Genomic DNA, 14,266 nt, shown 5'->3' with positions numbered 1-14,266 from the left:
CGTACAAGAAACGCGCTTATGTGTTCGGGCCCTTGGCTTGATCGCTGGTTGCCTTTAATCGCTCAACGTGAAATCGCCTCGCCGGTGCTGGAGATAGGCTGTGGTTTTGGTGACGACACGCTGACCTTGATCCGGGCTGGCTTGAAGGTGATGGCTTTTGACCTTTCGCCTGAATGCGTGGCGACCGCGCAGCAGCGTGCGCCCGAGGCGCAGATTGAGTGCAGGGATACGCGCGGCCCTTGGCCGGAAGCGGCGAATAATCTTGAGCTTGTTCTGGCCAGCCTGTCCTTGCACTACTTCCCATGGGATGAAACCCGGAACATTGTGCACAGAATATGGAGCAGTTTGCGGCCCGGTGCCTTGTTTCTATGTCGTCTGAACTCGATCGAAGATGTGAATTTTGGTGCCGGGCAGGGCGAGTTGATTGAAGCCAACTTCTAGCGCGATCAGGGCAATTGCAAGCGTTTCTTTGATCGGGCTAGCGTAGACCAGTCTTGATCCGGCAGCCCTTTCCGCCCCCTCCATCTCCCCGCTATATCTAACCAAAGAATCGGTATTTAGCCGGGTGTAACACCCTTGCTAGACTCGTTCTCATTGCTTGGAAATGGTTTCTAGGGGATGGGACATGAAGCGGATTCAACAGAAGTGGAAGGGCGTTCGGGCGGGGGCTTTGCTCGCTTTGGTGCTGGCGGCGGCAACGGCTGTTGCGGCCGAGGTCAGTATTCTGAATGTTTCGTACGACCCAACGCGTGAGCTGTACGCTGAATTCAACAAGGCTTTCCAGGCACATTACAAAGAACAAACAGGTGACAGTGTGGTCATCCGTAGTTCCCACGGTGGCTCCAGCAAGCAAGCGCGTACCGTTATTGATGGTGTGCCCGCTGATGTGGTGACACTGGGTATTGCTTCCGATATCGATCAGATCGCCCAGTCCGGTTTACTGGACAAAGGCTGGCAAGCTCGCCTGCCGGACAACAGTACGCCTTACACCTCTACGATTGTTCTGCTGGTGCGCAAGGGCAATCCCAAGGGGATTGACGACTGGAACGATTTGATTCGCTCTGATGTGAAGGTGGTGACGCCTAATCCTAAAACCTCGGCAGGGGCACGCTGGAATTATCTGGCTGCCTGGTTGTATGCCTTAAAGCAAGGTAATGGGGACGAGGCGCAGGCCCGAGATTTTGTGGCCAAACTGTATCGCAACGTCAGCGTGCTGGATTCCGGTGCGCGTGGATCGACCACAACTTTTGTGGAGCGAGGCATTGGCGATGTATTGATTGCCTGGGAAAACGAGGCTCTCTTGTCGGTGAAGGATCTGGGGCCTGATCGCTTCGATATTGTGGTGCCTTCCAGCAGCATTCTGGCCGAGCCGCCTGTGGCATTGCTTGACACTAATGTCGCCAAGCATGGCACAGAAAAAGTGGCCCAAGCCTATCTGGAATATCTGTATAGCCCGCAAGGGCAGGAAATCGCCGCACGTCATTTTTACCGTCCTCGCCTGGAGTCGGTGGCCGCTAAGTACCGCGATCAGTTTCCGGCGTTGAAGTTGTATAAGGTGGATGATGAGCTGGGTGGCTGGACACAGGTGCAAGCCAAGCACTTTGCGGATGGCGGCGTGTTCGACAGCATCTACTTGAGCAGATAACCCTACTATCACCGAGGACCGTCCGATGTTACAGGCTCGTCTGTGGGGATTTTTGCCCGCTGTGCGCAAGCAGCGGGCTTTACCAGGCTTTGGTCTGACGATGGGTTTATCCATCAGTTATTTAAGCCTGATTGTGCTGATTCCCTTGTCTGCTGTTGTGCTCAAGACCACCTCTATGGGCTGGTCGGCGTTTTGGGAAACCATTAGTGCCGCGCGTGTCTTGGCTTCTTTGAAATTGACCTTTGGCATGGCCGCGTTGGCGGCGTTGATCAATGGTGTGTTCGGCTTGATTCTGGCTTGGGTTCTGGTGCGATACCGTTTTCCTGGACGCCGCATCGTGGATGCTTTGATTGATCTTCCCTTTGCCCTGCCCACGTCGGTAGCCGGTATTTCACTGGCCGCTATTTATGCGCCTACCGGCTGGATCGGTTCCTGGGCTGAACCTTATGTAGGGCAGATTGCGTTTACCCCTTGGGGGGTGCTGATCGCCCTGGTGTTTATTGGCCTGCCTTTTGTTGTGCGTACCGTGCAGCCGGTTCTTGAAGAACTGGAGCAGGAACAGGAAGAGGTTAGTGCGTGTTTGGGGGCGGATCGCTTCCAGACGGTCACCAAGGTCATTTTGCCCGCCATTTTGCCTGCCTGCTTGACGGGCGTGGCCCTGGCTTTTGCTCGTGCGGTGGGTGAGTACGGTTCGGTGATTTTCATTGCTGGTAACGTCCCTATGGTCTCGGAAATTACGCCTTTGCTTATCGTGATCAAGCTGGAGCAGTTTGACTATGCGGGAGCTTCGGCCTTGGCTGTCCTGATGATGGTGTTGTCCTTCATCATTCTGTTGGCGATCAACCGTTTGCAGTGGTATTTGCAGTTGCGTCACTCAGGGCAGGCCAGTGCTAAAGCGGCAAAGGTAGCAGCGCCTTTATCTTTGGAGGGCGCACGATGAGCAGCCTGACAATAGACACCGCTGTGCAGGCGGTGCCGGTACAGACGGCACGTTTGCGGGCGGCGCAGGATGAAGGCCCGGCCGTCAAAGCCATACTGATTGGCATTGCCTTGCTCTTCTTTGTGCTGTTCTTGCTGCTGCCCTTGATCCTGGTGTTCATGACGGCCTTTAGCCGGGGCATCATGCCGTATCTGTCCGCCTTGAGCCAGAGCGATACCTGGCATGCGGCCAGCCTGACGGTTCTGGTTGCCGTGATTGCGGTGCCGTTGAATATTGCATTTGGCTTGGCGGCGTCTTGGGCCATTGCTCGTTTTGAGTTTCGTGGCAAAAGCCTGTTGACCACCTTGATCGACTTGCCATTTTCGGTATCGCCCGTGATTGCCGGTTTGATGTTCTTGCTGATTTTTGGTCGACAGGGCCCGTTTTGGGACTGGCTGGATGCCAACAACATTCGTATCGTCTTTGCTTTGCCCGGTTTGGTCCTGGCGACTTTGTTTGTCACTTTTCCCTTCGTGGCGCGCGAGTTGATTCCACTGATGCAAATGCAGGGCAGTGAGGAAGAACAGGCTGCGCGGGTGCTGGGGGCCAATGGCAGACAGATGTTCTGGCGGGTAACGCTGCCCAAAATCAAGTGGGGCCTGCTGTATGGCGTGATTCTATGTAATGCCCGTGCCATGGGCGAATTTGGGGCGGTGTCGGTGCTGTCGGGCCATATACGGGGCCAGACCAACACGCTGCCTTTGCATGTAGAGATTGAGTACAACGACTATCACACGGTGGGCGCGTTTGCGGCGGCTTCGGTGTTGGCAGTCTTGGCTTTACTGACGTTGGCGCTTAAATTGTGGGCCGAGCGCAAAATGGTTCAAGACGGTCATCACGGATGATCGCATTCGGAGTTCATTATGAGTATCGAAGTTCGTCATCTATCTAAACAGTTTGGTGCGTTTACCGCACTGGGTGATGTGACATTGGATTTTCCAGCGGGCGAGCTGGTGGCCTTGCTGGGGCCTTCTGGCTGCGGCAAGACAACCTTGCTGCGTATCGTGGCTGGCCTGGAATATGCGGATGCGGGTCAGGTGCTGATCAACGGCAAGGATGTAGCCGCCGTGGGCACGCGTGATCGCCAGGTGGGTTTTGTGTTCCAGCACTATGCCTTGTTCCGTCATATGACGGTGTTTGAAAATGTTGCCTTCGGTCTGCGTATCAAACCGCGTAAGCAGCGTTTGCCCGAAGCCCAGATTCGTCAGCGTGTGCATGAACTATTGGAACTGGTGCAACTGGACTGGCTGGCCGATCGCTATCCAGCGGCCTTGTCAGGTGGCCAACGACAGCGTATTGCTCTGGCACGTGCCTTGGCCGTAGAGCCGGGTGTCTTGCTGCTGGACGAGCCCTTTGGTGCTTTGGATGCCAAGGTGCGCAAAGAGTTGCGCTCCTGGTTGCGTCGTCTGCATGATGATCTGCATATCAGCACCTTGTTTGTGACGCACGATCAGGAAGAGGCCATTGAAGTGGCGGACCGTATTGTGGTGCTGAACAAAGGTCGGGTTGAGCAGGAGGGTGCTCCGCAGGATGTCTACAATCATCCAGCCAGTCCCTTTGTGTATGAGTTTCTGGGGGCAGCGAATCGCTTGCCGGGTCAGTTCGAGCACGGACGCTTTGTCGCTGATCCTCAGTTGGGGCAATTCGAGTCCAATCAGGCTTTGAATGGTCAGGGTACAGGGCAGGGCGAGGCTGTCGGATATGTACGTCCGCACGATCTGGATTTGCAGCGTCAATTGGATGGTCAGGGTATCGTCGTAGCCGTGCAGCGCATTATTCCTCTGGGCGCGACGGTGCGGGTTGAGTTGGCCTTGAACGAGGGGGAGCGAGCCTGGGAAGCTGAGTTTGATCATCAGCGCTGGTCGCAGCTGGGCTTGCGACCTGGTGAACGGGCTTTGGCCTTGCCGCGCAAGTTCAGCGCTTTTCCTATCGAGCCTGAGGCTGAAGTGCGTTTGTCCTGATTTTTTGCAAATTATTCACAAACAGGCTGCCCTTAGGGCAGCCTGTCTGCGTTAGTATCTGGAAGGTTTTTGTGAGGCGGGTTGTCAGCAGAAAATATTATAGAGATTCAGTATTGAGAATCATTCCTGTTTCTGTTAAGATTCGATACTTCACTGGGCATCCTGTCCGGTCCCGTCATGGTCCATGCGGGTTGCAGAATGTGTAGAACGGATTATGACCGGAATTGCTTCTCAAAAGAATAATCGCTCGATGCTGGCCTTGAAGGCAACTGGCTTGGCATTAGCACTGGGATTGCACGTGGGTGTCGTGGCTACCATCTTGTGGACGGAAACCCCCAAGATTGTGGGCGAGCCCGCCCCGATGGATGTTGTCGGTGTGACCCTGGTGGAAGTGTCGGAGTCCCCGGTTCAGCAAGAGCAGGTCAGCGCCCCCCCTGAGGAGGTGGTGGCTGAGCCTGAGCCTGAACCTGAACCCGAGGTGGAACCCGATCCCGAGCCTGAGCCCGAACCCGTTGTTGAGCCGGAGCCTGAGCCAGAGCCTATCGTGGAAAAACCACCCATTCCCGAGCCGCCCAAGCCCAAACCAAAACCCAAGCCGAAACCCAAGCCCAAGCCACAGCCCAAGCCTGAGGTTCCACCGGCAGAAACGCCACAGCCTGCTCAACCAGCAGCGCCGGCCGCTCAAGCAGGCCCGGCAACGGACAACACCTCCCAAACCGCTGCCCGCTCTACCGATGGGGACCGACCCAAGCTGATCGGTCGTGTGGATTATTTGGGGCGCCGTCCTGTGCCTGTGTATCCAAGGGCGTCGGAACGCCGTCGTGAACAGGGCCGCGTGGTGGTTCGTGTAGTGATTTCAACCCAAGGAACCGTGCTGGAGGCCAAGGTGCAAAGCTCTTCAGGCTATGAGCGTCTGGATGAGTCAGCATTGAAGGCGGTACGCACAGCGCGTTTCAAACCGTATACGGAAAATGGTGTGGCCTATCGTGCCATGGCCGATATTCCTTTCGACTTTGTTTACTAGGATATATCAATGATGCAGGAACTATTTCAAAGCGTATGGGTAAGCCTGGCACAAGTTGCAGGGCCTGTTGCCGATCAGGCTGCCGCCAGTGTTGCTGCTGCTGAGGAAGCGACCGGGGTGCTGCACTTTATCCAGCAAAGTGATGTGGTTGGCAAGACCTTGTTCGTGATCTTGGCCTTGATGTCGGTTGCCAGTTGGTACCTGATCATCGTCAAGGGCGTACTGTCCTTCCGTCTGAAGCGTCGCTCGCAAGGTTTCATGCGCGAGTTCTGGTCCGCCAGCTCCCTGGAGCAGGTTGAAAACGAAATCGCCACTCACGGTGCCCGCGATCCGTTCAGCCATTTGGCCAGTCACGCCATCCACGCTCAAAAACATCATGTGAAATATGGCGCTATGCGTCTGGAAGAGAAGGGTTCTACCGATGCCTTTGTCTCGCGCATCATGCGTAAAGTCATGGACGAAGAAACCGCCAAATTGGAAAACGGCCTGACGCTGCTGGCTTCGGTCGGTTCCACCGCCCCGTTTGTGGGTTTGTTCGGTACGGTCTGGGGGGTGTACCACGCACTGATCAATATTGGTCTGTCCGATGGTGTGACTCTGAACAAGATTGCTGGTCCTGTGGGTGAAGCGCTGGTGATGACGGGTCTGGGTCTGGCCGTGGCGATTCCCGCCGTGTTGGCCTACAACGCCTTTGTGCGTACCAACCGCGTTTACTTGTCCCAACTGGACGCCTTTGCCCACGATTTGTTTACATTCCTGACCACAGGCCAACCCGTGCAGGACAACCAACCTGTTTTGCGCCGCGTTCCTAGCTCGGGTGGCGGTGCGACATCAAACGCGGCAGCGGCTGCCAAGCGGGAGCACTAATCATGGCTTTTGGCAGCTTTGACAATCGCAATTCGGGCTCTGCGCTGTCCGAAATCAATATGGTGCCCCTGATCGACGTCATGCTGGTTCTGTTGGTGATTTTTCTGATCACCGCTCCGCTGCTGTCGCACTCGATCAAGATTCAGCTGCCCCAGGCCACATCCGAGCCGGTTCAGCAAGATCCCAAGACGATTGATCTGGCCATTGACGCTGAAGGGCAGATCTTCGTGAATGAGCAGCCCGTGGCGATGGAGGACTTGACTGCCACGCTGGCTCCCTACTCCAAGGATGAGCCTCAGCCTGAACTGCGTATCCGTGCTGATACCGATACGCGCTATGAAACACTGGCCCAGGTGATGAGCCGCTCCAAGGCGTCCGGTCTGACCCGTCTGGGTTTCATCACTCGTCCAGGCCCCACGACCAAGGCTGCCGGTCAAGACGGTCAAGCCAAGGATGGCGCCGCTACCCAGCAGGAAGCCGAGCCTGCGTCTGCTCCGTAATTCTGGGTTCTGGTTCGTGTTGTTTTTTCTGGCCCCTCGCTTTGCATCTGCAACGCGAGGGGCCAGTTTCGTAATAAAATCTCCCGAATGCGTGTACTAGTTATCGAAGACGACGCCATACTGGGCGCCGCACTGCAGGAATTTCTCAACGACCAGGGCTACGCTGTTGACTGGCTCCAGGAAGGCGAAAGTGCCTTGAAGGAGCTGACTGCCCAGGTCTATGACCTTCTGCTTCTGGACTTGAACTTGCCCGGTATCAGTGGCCTGGAGGTGCTGCGCCAATTGCGTCGGCAAGGCAATGCCATTCCCGTTCTGATTCTGACTGCGCGTGATGGCGTGGATGATCGCGTCGGTGGTCTGGACGCTGGTGCGGACGACTACCTGATCAAGCCCTTTGACCTGTCTGAGCTGGCCGCCCGAGTACGTGTATTTGGTCGTCGGCGTAGTGGCCAGGTACAGCCTATTATCGATGTCGGTCCCTTGAGCTTTGATACCATTGGCCGCGAGTTGCGCTGTGCGGGTCAACGCGTCACTTTGTCGGTGCGGGAGTTGTCCGTACTGGAAATGTTGATGATGCGCGCGGGCCGTGTGGTCACCAAGCAGCAAATTATCAACTCACTGTCTGCCTGGGACGCCGATTTCAGCGACAATGCGGTCGAGGTCTACGTGTATCGCTTGCGCAAGCGCCTGGAGGGCACCGGGGCGGTTATACAGACTGTGCGCGGCTTTGGTTATTTGCTCGATGTGGAGAGCGTGGCCGGAGCATAACGGCAGCCCGTGCCTGCTGTCTGAAAATCTAGGTCAACCATGCCCGATCAGCATCTTTCTCCAGCGGTAAAAACCTCCTTGTTGCGAGGCTGGCTGGAGCGCTTTCTTGCCCCCGGTTCTTTGGCCCGTAAATTGATGGGCCGTCTGTTTCCCCCGATCTCCATTCTGGTGGTGCTCGACTTGAGTGTTACCTGGATACTGACGCGACGCATGAGCCTGGAAGATTGGCTGCTGCGCGATATTTTCTGGACCATGGCGCTTAGCCAGGTATTGCTGGTCAGTCTGATTGCCTGGGTGTTGTTGTCGGGGATTCGCTCGCAACTGGCTTCTATTGATGATTTATCACAACAGATCCGCAATCGGTCCGATGATGACTTCGAGCGCCTGGATGCCAGTGCTTTGCCCGCCGAAGTGGTGCCGTTGGTGGAGCACTTTAACGAGTTGCTGGAACGCCAGCGTGATACCCTGCAGGCGCAAAAACGCTTTATTGGTCATGCGGCGCATCAGTTGCGTACCCCTCTGACCGGTTTGCAACTGGAGTCTGAGCTGATGTTGGCACGACCGTTGCCAGAGGACATTCGCCAACGAGCCGAGCGCATCAAAAGCGTGTCGGACCGCATGATTCGCCTAGGTCAGCAGTTGCTGGTGCTGGCGCGCACCGATGCAGATAGCAATATCAAGGACAGTTTTGTACGTCTGGATTTGTGCGAATGGGTGCGTGAAGAAGGCGGTGATTGGTTCTTGCAGGCTCGCCAGCATGGTGTGGAAATCCATTTGTTGGCGCCTGAAAAGCCGGTCTGGATTGATGCTGCCCCCATATTATTGCGTGAGCTGTTGTCGAATTTGATGGATAACGCCTTGCGCTATGGGCTAGGTACAGACCGCATTGTTTTGCGGGTGGCCAGTAATCCGCCTTCTTTGTCGGTGGAGGATCATGGGCCGGGTATCGAGGCCAGCGAGCAGCAGCGCGTATTTGAGGCTTTTTACCGTTCCCCTGGCACGCAGGCGGGGGGCTCTGGTTTGGGCTTGGCTATTGTGCAGGAAATTGCCCGTGCACATGGCGCCTGGTGGAGCTTGATGAGTCGTCCTGATTTTCCGGGTACTCGCATCACCATTGTTTTTCCCGGTCCGCGTATTGGTGCGCGTCTGACCCGGCACGATACTTTGATTGGAAATTAAGCCTTGAACACAGCAACAGAAAACCCCAAGAAAGCGGCGCAAGCCGCCTTGTTAATGGGCGCGTTAGGCGTAGTGTATGGCGATATTGGAACCAGCCCGCTCTACACCATGAAAGTGGCCCTGAGTCCTTATGGACAGCCCGGCGCCGAACAGGTCTATGGAGTGTTGTCTTTGTTGTTCTGGCTGTTGACGGTGGTGGTCTCCATCAAGTACGTCACGGTAGTGTTGCGCCTGGATAATAAAGGGGAGGGCGGTACGCTGGCACTGATGGAGTTGGCTGCACGTGGCATTCAAGGGCCGCGTCGTCAGATCATTGTGGTGCTGGGGCTGATCGGCGCGGCTTTGTTTTACGGGGACAGTATTATTACGCCAGCCATTTCTGTGATGTCTGCGCTGGAGGGCATAGGTATGGTGTCCCATGTGCTGGATCCCTGGATAGTGCCTCTGGCGCTGGGGGTCTTGCTGGCCTTGTTCTTGATTCAGTCGCGCGGTACGGGAACCATGGGCAAGCTGTTCGGTCCCATTATGTTGACCTGGTTTCTGGTGTTGGGTGGGCTGGGGCTGTGGCGTGTTATTGAGCACCCGCAAGTGTTGCTGGCTTTGGATCCGCGTTGGGCCGTGGCCTTTGTTGCTGAGGCACCCTGGCAAACCTTTTTGCTGCTGGGGGCGCTGGTACTGGCCTTGACCGGTGCCGAGGCCTTGTATGCCGATATGGGACACTTTGGTCGTCCATTGATACGTAAAGCGTGGTTTATGATCGTGATGCCTTGCCTGGTCCTGTGCTATTTCGGTCAAGGTGCTTTGCTGATTTCTGACCCGACGGCGATTCGTAATCCCTTCTTTTTTCTGGCTCCCAACTGGGCTTTGGTACCGATGGTCATGCTGGCCACGGTCGCAACGGTGATTGCGTCCCAATCCGTGATTTCCGGCGCGTTCTCTGTTACCCGTCAGGCAGTTCAGCTTGGATTCTGGCCACGCATGGTGATTCAACACACGTCGGCTAAAGAAGAGGGGCAGATTTATCTGCCGCGTGTGAACTTACTGCTGTGTGTGGCAGTGATGATTCTGGTTCTGAGCTTTGGCTCCTCGGATCGTCTGGCCCATGCGTACGGTTTTGCGGTAACAGGGACGATGTTGATGACCAGCTTGCTGGCCTTGCTTTTGCTGCCGCGCCGCGCCAGCGGAATCAAGCGTTGGGCCTGGTTGGGGTTGTTGGGTATTTTCCTGATTCTGGACGTGCTCCTGTTTTCGGCCAATGCGCTCAAGATTTTGGAGGGTGGCTGGCTACCCTTGTTAGTGGGCTCTGTGTTGTTGGGCCTGATGTTGACCTGGCGTCAGGGGCGGGCTGCTTTGCACGAGCGCCTGCTGGAAAACAAACAGCCGCTGAAAGAGTTTTTGCTGAGTCTGGAGGAGTACGCGCCTACCCGCGTACCGGGTACGGCCGTATTCATGAGTACGATTCCCGACTCTGTTCCTCCGGCGCTATTGCATAACCTGAAACACAATAAGGTTCTGCACGAGCAGGTCTTGTTCTTGACTGTGACGAGTGCCGGTGTCCCTTATGTTCCATTTGGAGAGCGTTATACCCTGCAACGTCTCAGTCGTGGCAGTTGGCAGGCGGTCGCTTCCTGGGGTTTCAAGCAGGAACCTAATGTGCCGCAATTACTGGAGCAGATCACCCTGGAGCACCCAGAGCTGAATCTGGAGCCGATGCAAACGTCCTATTTCCTGTCGCGCCAGACGGTGATGATTCAATCGCGTCAGCCTTGGTATTTGGGCTGGCGTCGGCGCTTGTTTGCGTTCATGGCTCGCAATGCCAGCCGCAGTACCCGCTTTTTCAAGATTCCGCCTAATCGTGTGGTGGAGATGGGTATACAGGTGGAGTTGTAAATTGGAGATGGGCTAAAGAAACAGCCCGCAGAAATGAAGAATGGGCCTTGCAAGGCCCATTCTTTTTGTTTGACTACCTGCCAGGATAGCCGTGTGCATCGTGCACTTACGGGGCAGGCATCACCGTCGTGGTCTCGCGCAAAATACCGCCGCCTTCCACGCTACCGCGCACCGTTGTGTCCTGGCCGGTCATGGCTTTCAGGCAGTCTTGCTGGCGATCCGCAGGCAGACGATGGCAACGCGCCTGGCGATTGGCATCCATATTGTGGTCGCGTTTGTCCAGCTTGTGGTGACGCGCGGCTTGCAAAGCGGCACCAGCTTCGCGACGGCAAGTGGTGCGCTGCTCACCGGTGAATTGTTCACAGCGCTGGATATCGCGTTGGTAGTCTTGGGACGGGGTTTGAGCCCAGGCAGCGGGTGAGAGCAAACCTAAGCTGAGCAAGCTTGCTTTCAGAATTCGGGATGGGCGTGTAAGTAGACTCATCGATCTCACTCCTTGACTTGCTAAGGGAATCACCGGCTTGGCGAGCGCTGTTACGAGCAGGTATGAGTAGCAGGCCGCAAAGCCCCAAAAACGACTGCGTATGGGGCAATTCCCGATACGCAGTAAACACTTACTAGTATAGGTGGAGCAGGTGCAAGTGAGGGTAATAAAACTTTTCTAAACCCCCATGGTTTGATTCAAGTCCTGTCGCTGCTTGGCGGTTCAGCCAATTCTTTGGGTAGAGGCGCTTTATGTGGCATGTCCAGGTAGCCCGGTTCATCCGGGCCATATTTGGCTAGACGCTGGCGATGCTCTCGCTTGATGGCGGCGCGCATCAAAAAAATGGCTGTCACCGGCGAGGTAATGATCAAGAGCACACTCAGGATGAGCGGGTGCAGGATAGGACGGCTCATCAAGTGGCTGGCGCTGATGGCTACGGCCAGCACCATAAAGAATGTACCTAATGTATTGCCCATAGTGGGGGCGTGGATGCGAGAGTAAAAATGCTTAAAACGCAGCAGGCCAGCTGACCCCACCAGAGCCACGATGCCGCTCAGTACTAGTAAAAGGGCGACCGGGACGGCCAGCCACCAGGGCAACAAAGGTGTAGTCATGGTTCGATTACCTCGGCGCGTAGCAGGAATTTCGCCATCGCTGCTGAACCTACAAAACCAAACAGGGCAATGAGCAAGGCGATATCAAAATACAGGGTGGAGTCAAAGCGGATGCCAAGGGCCAACAAGGCCAGCATGCCGTTGATGTACATGGTGTCCAGCGCCAGTACGCGGTCGGCGGCCGACGGACCCTTAAGTAGACGGATGACGGCGCAGCCCATGCCCAGGACAAAGCAGCCCAGGGCAAACTGACAGGCCCAGTAAACAATGTCTATCATTGGAAAATCTCCAGTAGCGGTTCTTGATAGCGCTTCTGAATAGTGTCTAACCAGACCTGCTCGTCTTGTAGATCCAGAATATGCAAGGTCAGGACGCGGGTTTCATAGTCAAAGCCGGACCAGACGGTACCTGGTGTATAGGTAATGATGCAGGCCAGCGCTGCCAGACCGTGCGGGTCGGTCATGCGCAGGGGAATGGCTAAAAAACCGGGTCGGGGCGCATCGCCGCCTTTCAACACCAGATGGCCCACGGCAATATTGGACAGTGCAATGTCCCACGTGACTTGGCAGATGAGTTTCAGGGCCAGAAAGGGATGACGGATACTGGCTTTAACTGGACGAAAGGGAATGGCAGCCAAACTCAGGGCGATGGCCAGGAACAGGCCCAGCACCACGTAACCGGCCGAGAGTGAGTCGTTCAGCAGCAGCCATAGACTCAGTAAAAGCAAAGGCAGAAACAGATGTTTGGTGTAGCGTCGCATCAGAATCCCTCCGCTTGAACAGAACGCACAGGGTTTTGTCGCAAGACCGAGCCGATGTAGATACGGGGCTCATCCAGTTGTTGCGCCGTCTGTTCCAGGTAAGTCGTGATGGGGCCGGCATACCAGCTCAAGATCGCGCAAGCCATAATAATGCTGGCGATGGGGGCGGCTTCGATCAGCTTCAGGCGGGGAATCGTCAAGGAGCTATTGCTCCAGAACAGACGGATCCCCACACGCACCATGGCGATCAAACCGGCCACACCCGAGATCAGCACGGCGGCTGTCAGAATCCAGGCGTTAAGCGGCTCTGGCGATTGACCCGAGGCTTTCAGGGCGGCCGTCAGCAAGGACAGCTTGGCCACAAAGCCCGATAGCGGCGGCAGGCCCACAATCAGCAAGGCGCAGGCAATAAAGGACATGCCCAGAAATACCATTACACCGGGGATGGCCACGCCGACCACATCATCGCTATGGTCTTCGGATTCCGGGTCGTCCAGATCAAAGACCTCCTGACTGACTGCCAACAGGTCGGCTCCAAAGGGCTTGGTGCGGCTGACCAGCTCCAGCAGCAGAAAAAACGCACCCAGAGCCAGTACGCTGCTCAGCATGTAATACAGGGCAGGGCCTGTCAGAATGACTCCTGGCATACCCAGGGCGGCCAGCAGGGTGCCTGAGGACACGATGATGCAATAACTGGCCAGCCGTTCGGGTTGTTGTGCGGCCATCACGCCGATAGCGCCAAAGGTGAGAGTGGCAATGCCCGCCGGGAACATCCAGGCCACGCCAAAGGCGGCCGGGGCTCCGGTGGGAAGTAGCAAGGAGCCGATGCGCAGCAGTGCGTAAATACCAACCTTGGTCATGATGGCGAACATGGCAGCGACTGGAGCGCTGGCATTGCCGTAGGCATTGGGTAGCCACAAGTTCAAAGGCCAGGCGGCGGCTTTGATCAGAAAGGCGATACCCAGGATGGCCAAAGCTGACTCGAACACCAGGCGGTCCGCGTCGGGCAGGGAGCCGGCACGCAGGGCTAAATCGGCCATGTTCAAGGTGCCAGTGACACCGTAAATCAGGGCGATGGCAATCAGCAGCAGGAAAGAGGAGATCAGGTTGACGGCGATGTAGTGCAGTCCGGCACTGACGCGGGCGGCGCCCGAACCGTGCAGCATCAGACCATAGGATGCTGCCAGCAAAACCTCGAAAAATACAAATAGGTTGAACAGGTCACCCGTCAGGAAAGCGCCGTTCAGACCCATCAATAGCAACTGGAACAGGGAATGGAAATGTACCCCTACGCGGTCCCAACGGGCCAGTGAATAGAACCAGCAGCAAAAAGCGAGCACATTGGTCAGAACCAGCAAAAAGGCGGCCAAACGGTCCACGACCAGAACGATTCCGAAGGGGGCCGGCCAATCCCCCAGCAGGTACACTCCGACGGATTGTGGCCAGATCGGGGCCAGCGTGCCATCGGCCAGTAACAATAGATAAACGGCACAAAACAATTGGGCCAATAAGGAGCCAAAGGCGATCAGCAGCTTGTAGTGACGGCGCTTGTCGCGCAGCATCACCATCAGGGCCGCAGCCACCATAGGGATGGC

General features: G+C 56.2%; 16 protein-coding genes. 11 read left to right on the top strand and 5 right to left on the bottom strand.

Annotation, left to right across the window (positions count from 1 at the left end):
* The first annotated feature begins 18 nt into the window (after nucleotides 1-18).
* From AC6I6N_RS05095 to AC6I6N_RS05045, 11 genes are all read left to right on the top strand, one after another.
* A complete protein-coding gene (locus AC6I6N_RS05095) occupies nucleotides 19-441 on the top strand; it encodes a class I SAM-dependent methyltransferase (RefSeq protein WP_460196353.1) in 423 nt (140 codons plus the stop codon).
* A 184-nt stretch (nucleotides 442-625) separates the two neighbouring features.
* A complete protein-coding gene (locus AC6I6N_RS05090; RefSeq protein ID WP_264671738.1) occupies nucleotides 626-1,645 on the top strand; it encodes a sulfate ABC transporter substrate-binding protein in 1,020 nt (339 codons plus the stop codon).
* Nucleotides 1,646-1,670: 25 nt separating this feature from the next.
* Nucleotides 1,671-2,585, top strand: a complete 915-nt coding sequence (gene cysT, locus AC6I6N_RS05085) for a sulfate ABC transporter permease subunit CysT (RefSeq protein ID WP_094196991.1) — start codon at nucleotides 1,671-1,673, stop codon at nucleotides 2,583-2,585.
* A complete protein-coding gene (gene cysW, locus AC6I6N_RS05080) occupies nucleotides 2,582-3,469 on the top strand; it encodes a sulfate ABC transporter permease subunit CysW (RefSeq protein ID WP_094196990.1) in 888 nt (295 codons plus the stop codon). Before cysT ends, cysW begins: the two co-directional genes overlap by 4 nt.
* Before the next feature lie 18 nt (nucleotides 3,470-3,487).
* Nucleotides 3,488-4,585, top strand: coding sequence for a sulfate/molybdate ABC transporter ATP-binding protein (locus tag AC6I6N_RS05075; protein WP_108727606.1), 1,098 nt, complete (start codon nucleotides 3,488-3,490; stop codon nucleotides 4,583-4,585).
* Between the two features lie 223 nt (nucleotides 4,586-4,808).
* The gene (locus AC6I6N_RS05070; protein ID WP_413544475.1) at nucleotides 4,809-5,609 is read left to right on the top strand and encodes an energy transducer TonB; all 801 of its coding nucleotides are present in this window, start codon (nucleotides 4,809-4,811) and stop codon (nucleotides 5,607-5,609) included.
* Between the two features lie 9 nt (nucleotides 5,610-5,618).
* Nucleotides 5,619-6,476, top strand: a complete 858-nt coding sequence (locus tag AC6I6N_RS05065) for a MotA/TolQ/ExbB proton channel family protein (RefSeq protein WP_460196351.1) — start codon at nucleotides 5,619-5,621, stop codon at nucleotides 6,474-6,476.
* 2 nt (nucleotides 6,477-6,478) lie between these two features.
* A complete protein-coding gene (locus AC6I6N_RS05060) occupies nucleotides 6,479-6,976 on the top strand; it encodes an ExbD/TolR family protein (RefSeq protein ID WP_230017884.1) in 498 nt (165 codons plus the stop codon).
* Nucleotides 6,977-7,063: 87 nt separating this feature from the next.
* The gene (locus AC6I6N_RS05055) at nucleotides 7,064-7,744 is read left to right on the top strand and encodes a response regulator (RefSeq protein ID WP_094196986.1); all 681 of its coding nucleotides are present in this window, start codon (nucleotides 7,064-7,066) and stop codon (nucleotides 7,742-7,744) included.
* Between the two features lie 39 nt (nucleotides 7,745-7,783).
* The gene (locus tag AC6I6N_RS05050; RefSeq protein WP_094196985.1) at nucleotides 7,784-8,923 is read left to right on the top strand and encodes a sensor histidine kinase; all 1,140 of its coding nucleotides are present in this window, start codon (nucleotides 7,784-7,786) and stop codon (nucleotides 8,921-8,923) included.
* Between the two features lie 54 nt (nucleotides 8,924-8,977).
* Complete coding sequence (locus tag AC6I6N_RS05045; RefSeq protein ID WP_094198373.1) at nucleotides 8,978-10,813, top strand: potassium transporter Kup; 1,836 nt, start codon at nucleotides 8,978-8,980, stop codon at nucleotides 10,811-10,813.
* 106 nt (nucleotides 10,814-10,919) lie between these two features.
* Here AC6I6N_RS05045 and AC6I6N_RS05040 read toward each other — a convergent pair whose 3' ends face one another.
* The 5 genes from AC6I6N_RS05040 to AC6I6N_RS05020 form a co-directional block, all read right to left on the bottom strand.
* Entirely contained in the window at nucleotides 10,920-11,297 is a 378-nt protein-coding gene (locus AC6I6N_RS05040; protein ID WP_094196984.1) for a hypothetical protein, read from the bottom strand.
* A gap of 197 nt (nucleotides 11,298-11,494) precedes the next feature.
* Nucleotides 11,495-11,911, bottom strand: a complete 417-nt coding sequence (mnhG, locus tag AC6I6N_RS05035) for a monovalent cation/H(+) antiporter subunit G (protein WP_094196983.1) — start codon at nucleotides 11,909-11,911, stop codon at nucleotides 11,495-11,497.
* Nucleotides 11,908-12,189: a K+/H+ antiporter subunit F gene (locus AC6I6N_RS05030; protein ID WP_009461751.1), complete on the bottom strand. Its 282-nt coding sequence runs from the start codon at nucleotides 12,187-12,189 to the stop codon at nucleotides 11,908-11,910. Before AC6I6N_RS05030 ends, mnhG begins: the two co-directional genes overlap by 4 nt.
* Nucleotides 12,186-12,671, bottom strand: coding sequence for a Na+/H+ antiporter subunit E (locus tag AC6I6N_RS05025; protein WP_094196982.1), 486 nt, complete (start codon nucleotides 12,669-12,671; stop codon nucleotides 12,186-12,188). The genes AC6I6N_RS05030 and AC6I6N_RS05025 overlap by 4 nt, the downstream gene beginning before the upstream one ends.
* Nucleotides 12,671-14,257, bottom strand: a complete 1,587-nt coding sequence (locus AC6I6N_RS05020; RefSeq protein ID WP_230018783.1) for a monovalent cation/H+ antiporter subunit D — start codon at nucleotides 14,255-14,257, stop codon at nucleotides 12,671-12,673. Before AC6I6N_RS05020 ends, AC6I6N_RS05025 begins: the two co-directional genes overlap by 1 nt.
* Nucleotides 14,258-14,266 lie beyond the last annotated feature (9 nt).

The sequence above is a fragment of the Alcaligenes sp. LTN-3 genome, from assembly GCF_059735605.1.
This window is presented reverse-complemented; position numbering and strand designations above follow the sequence as displayed.

Excerpts from the sequence above, each read along its gene's own strand:
- AC6I6N_RS05060 (WP_230017884.1), top strand. The coding sequence starts at position 6,479 with ATGGCTTTTGGCAGCTTTGACAATCGCAATTCGGGCTCTGCGCTGTCC.
- AC6I6N_RS05090 (WP_264671738.1), top strand. The coding sequence starts at position 626 with ATGAAGCGGATTCAACAGAAGTGGAAGGGCGTTCGGGCGGGGGCTTTG.
- AC6I6N_RS05025 (WP_094196982.1), bottom strand. The coding sequence starts at position 12,671 with ATGCGACGCTACACCAAACATCTGTTTCTGCCTTTGCTTTTACTGAGT.
- mnhG (WP_094196983.1), bottom strand. The coding sequence starts at position 11,911 with ATGACTACACCTTTGTTGCCCTGGTGGCTGGCCGTCCCGGTCGCCCTT.
- AC6I6N_RS05075 (WP_108727606.1), top strand. The coding sequence starts at position 3,488 with ATGAGTATCGAAGTTCGTCATCTATCTAAACAGTTTGGTGCGTTTACC.
- cysW (WP_094196990.1), top strand. The coding sequence starts at position 2,582 with ATGAGCAGCCTGACAATAGACACCGCTGTGCAGGCGGTGCCGGTACAG.
- AC6I6N_RS05030 (WP_009461751.1), bottom strand. The coding sequence starts at position 12,189 with ATGATAGACATTGTTTACTGGGCCTGTCAGTTTGCCCTGGGCTGCTTT.
- AC6I6N_RS05050 (WP_094196985.1), top strand. The coding sequence starts at position 7,784 with ATGCCCGATCAGCATCTTTCTCCAGCGGTAAAAACCTCCTTGTTGCGA.
- AC6I6N_RS05040 (WP_094196984.1), bottom strand. The coding sequence starts at position 11,297 with ATGAGTCTACTTACACGCCCATCCCGAATTCTGAAAGCAAGCTTGCTC.
- AC6I6N_RS05065 (WP_460196351.1), top strand. The coding sequence starts at position 5,619 with ATGATGCAGGAACTATTTCAAAGCGTATGGGTAAGCCTGGCACAAGTT.
- cysT (WP_094196991.1), top strand. The coding sequence starts at position 1,671 with ATGTTACAGGCTCGTCTGTGGGGATTTTTGCCCGCTGTGCGCAAGCAG.
- AC6I6N_RS05020 (WP_230018783.1), bottom strand. The coding sequence starts at position 14,257 with ATGGTGGCTGCGGCCCTGATGGTGATGCTGCGCGACAAGCGCCGTCAC.
- AC6I6N_RS05045 (WP_094198373.1), top strand. The coding sequence starts at position 8,978 with ATGGGCGCGTTAGGCGTAGTGTATGGCGATATTGGAACCAGCCCGCTC.
- AC6I6N_RS05055 (WP_094196986.1), top strand. The coding sequence starts at position 7,064 with ATGCGTGTACTAGTTATCGAAGACGACGCCATACTGGGCGCCGCACTG.
- AC6I6N_RS05095 (WP_460196353.1), top strand. The coding sequence starts at position 19 with ATGTGTTCGGGCCCTTGGCTTGATCGCTGGTTGCCTTTAATCGCTCAA.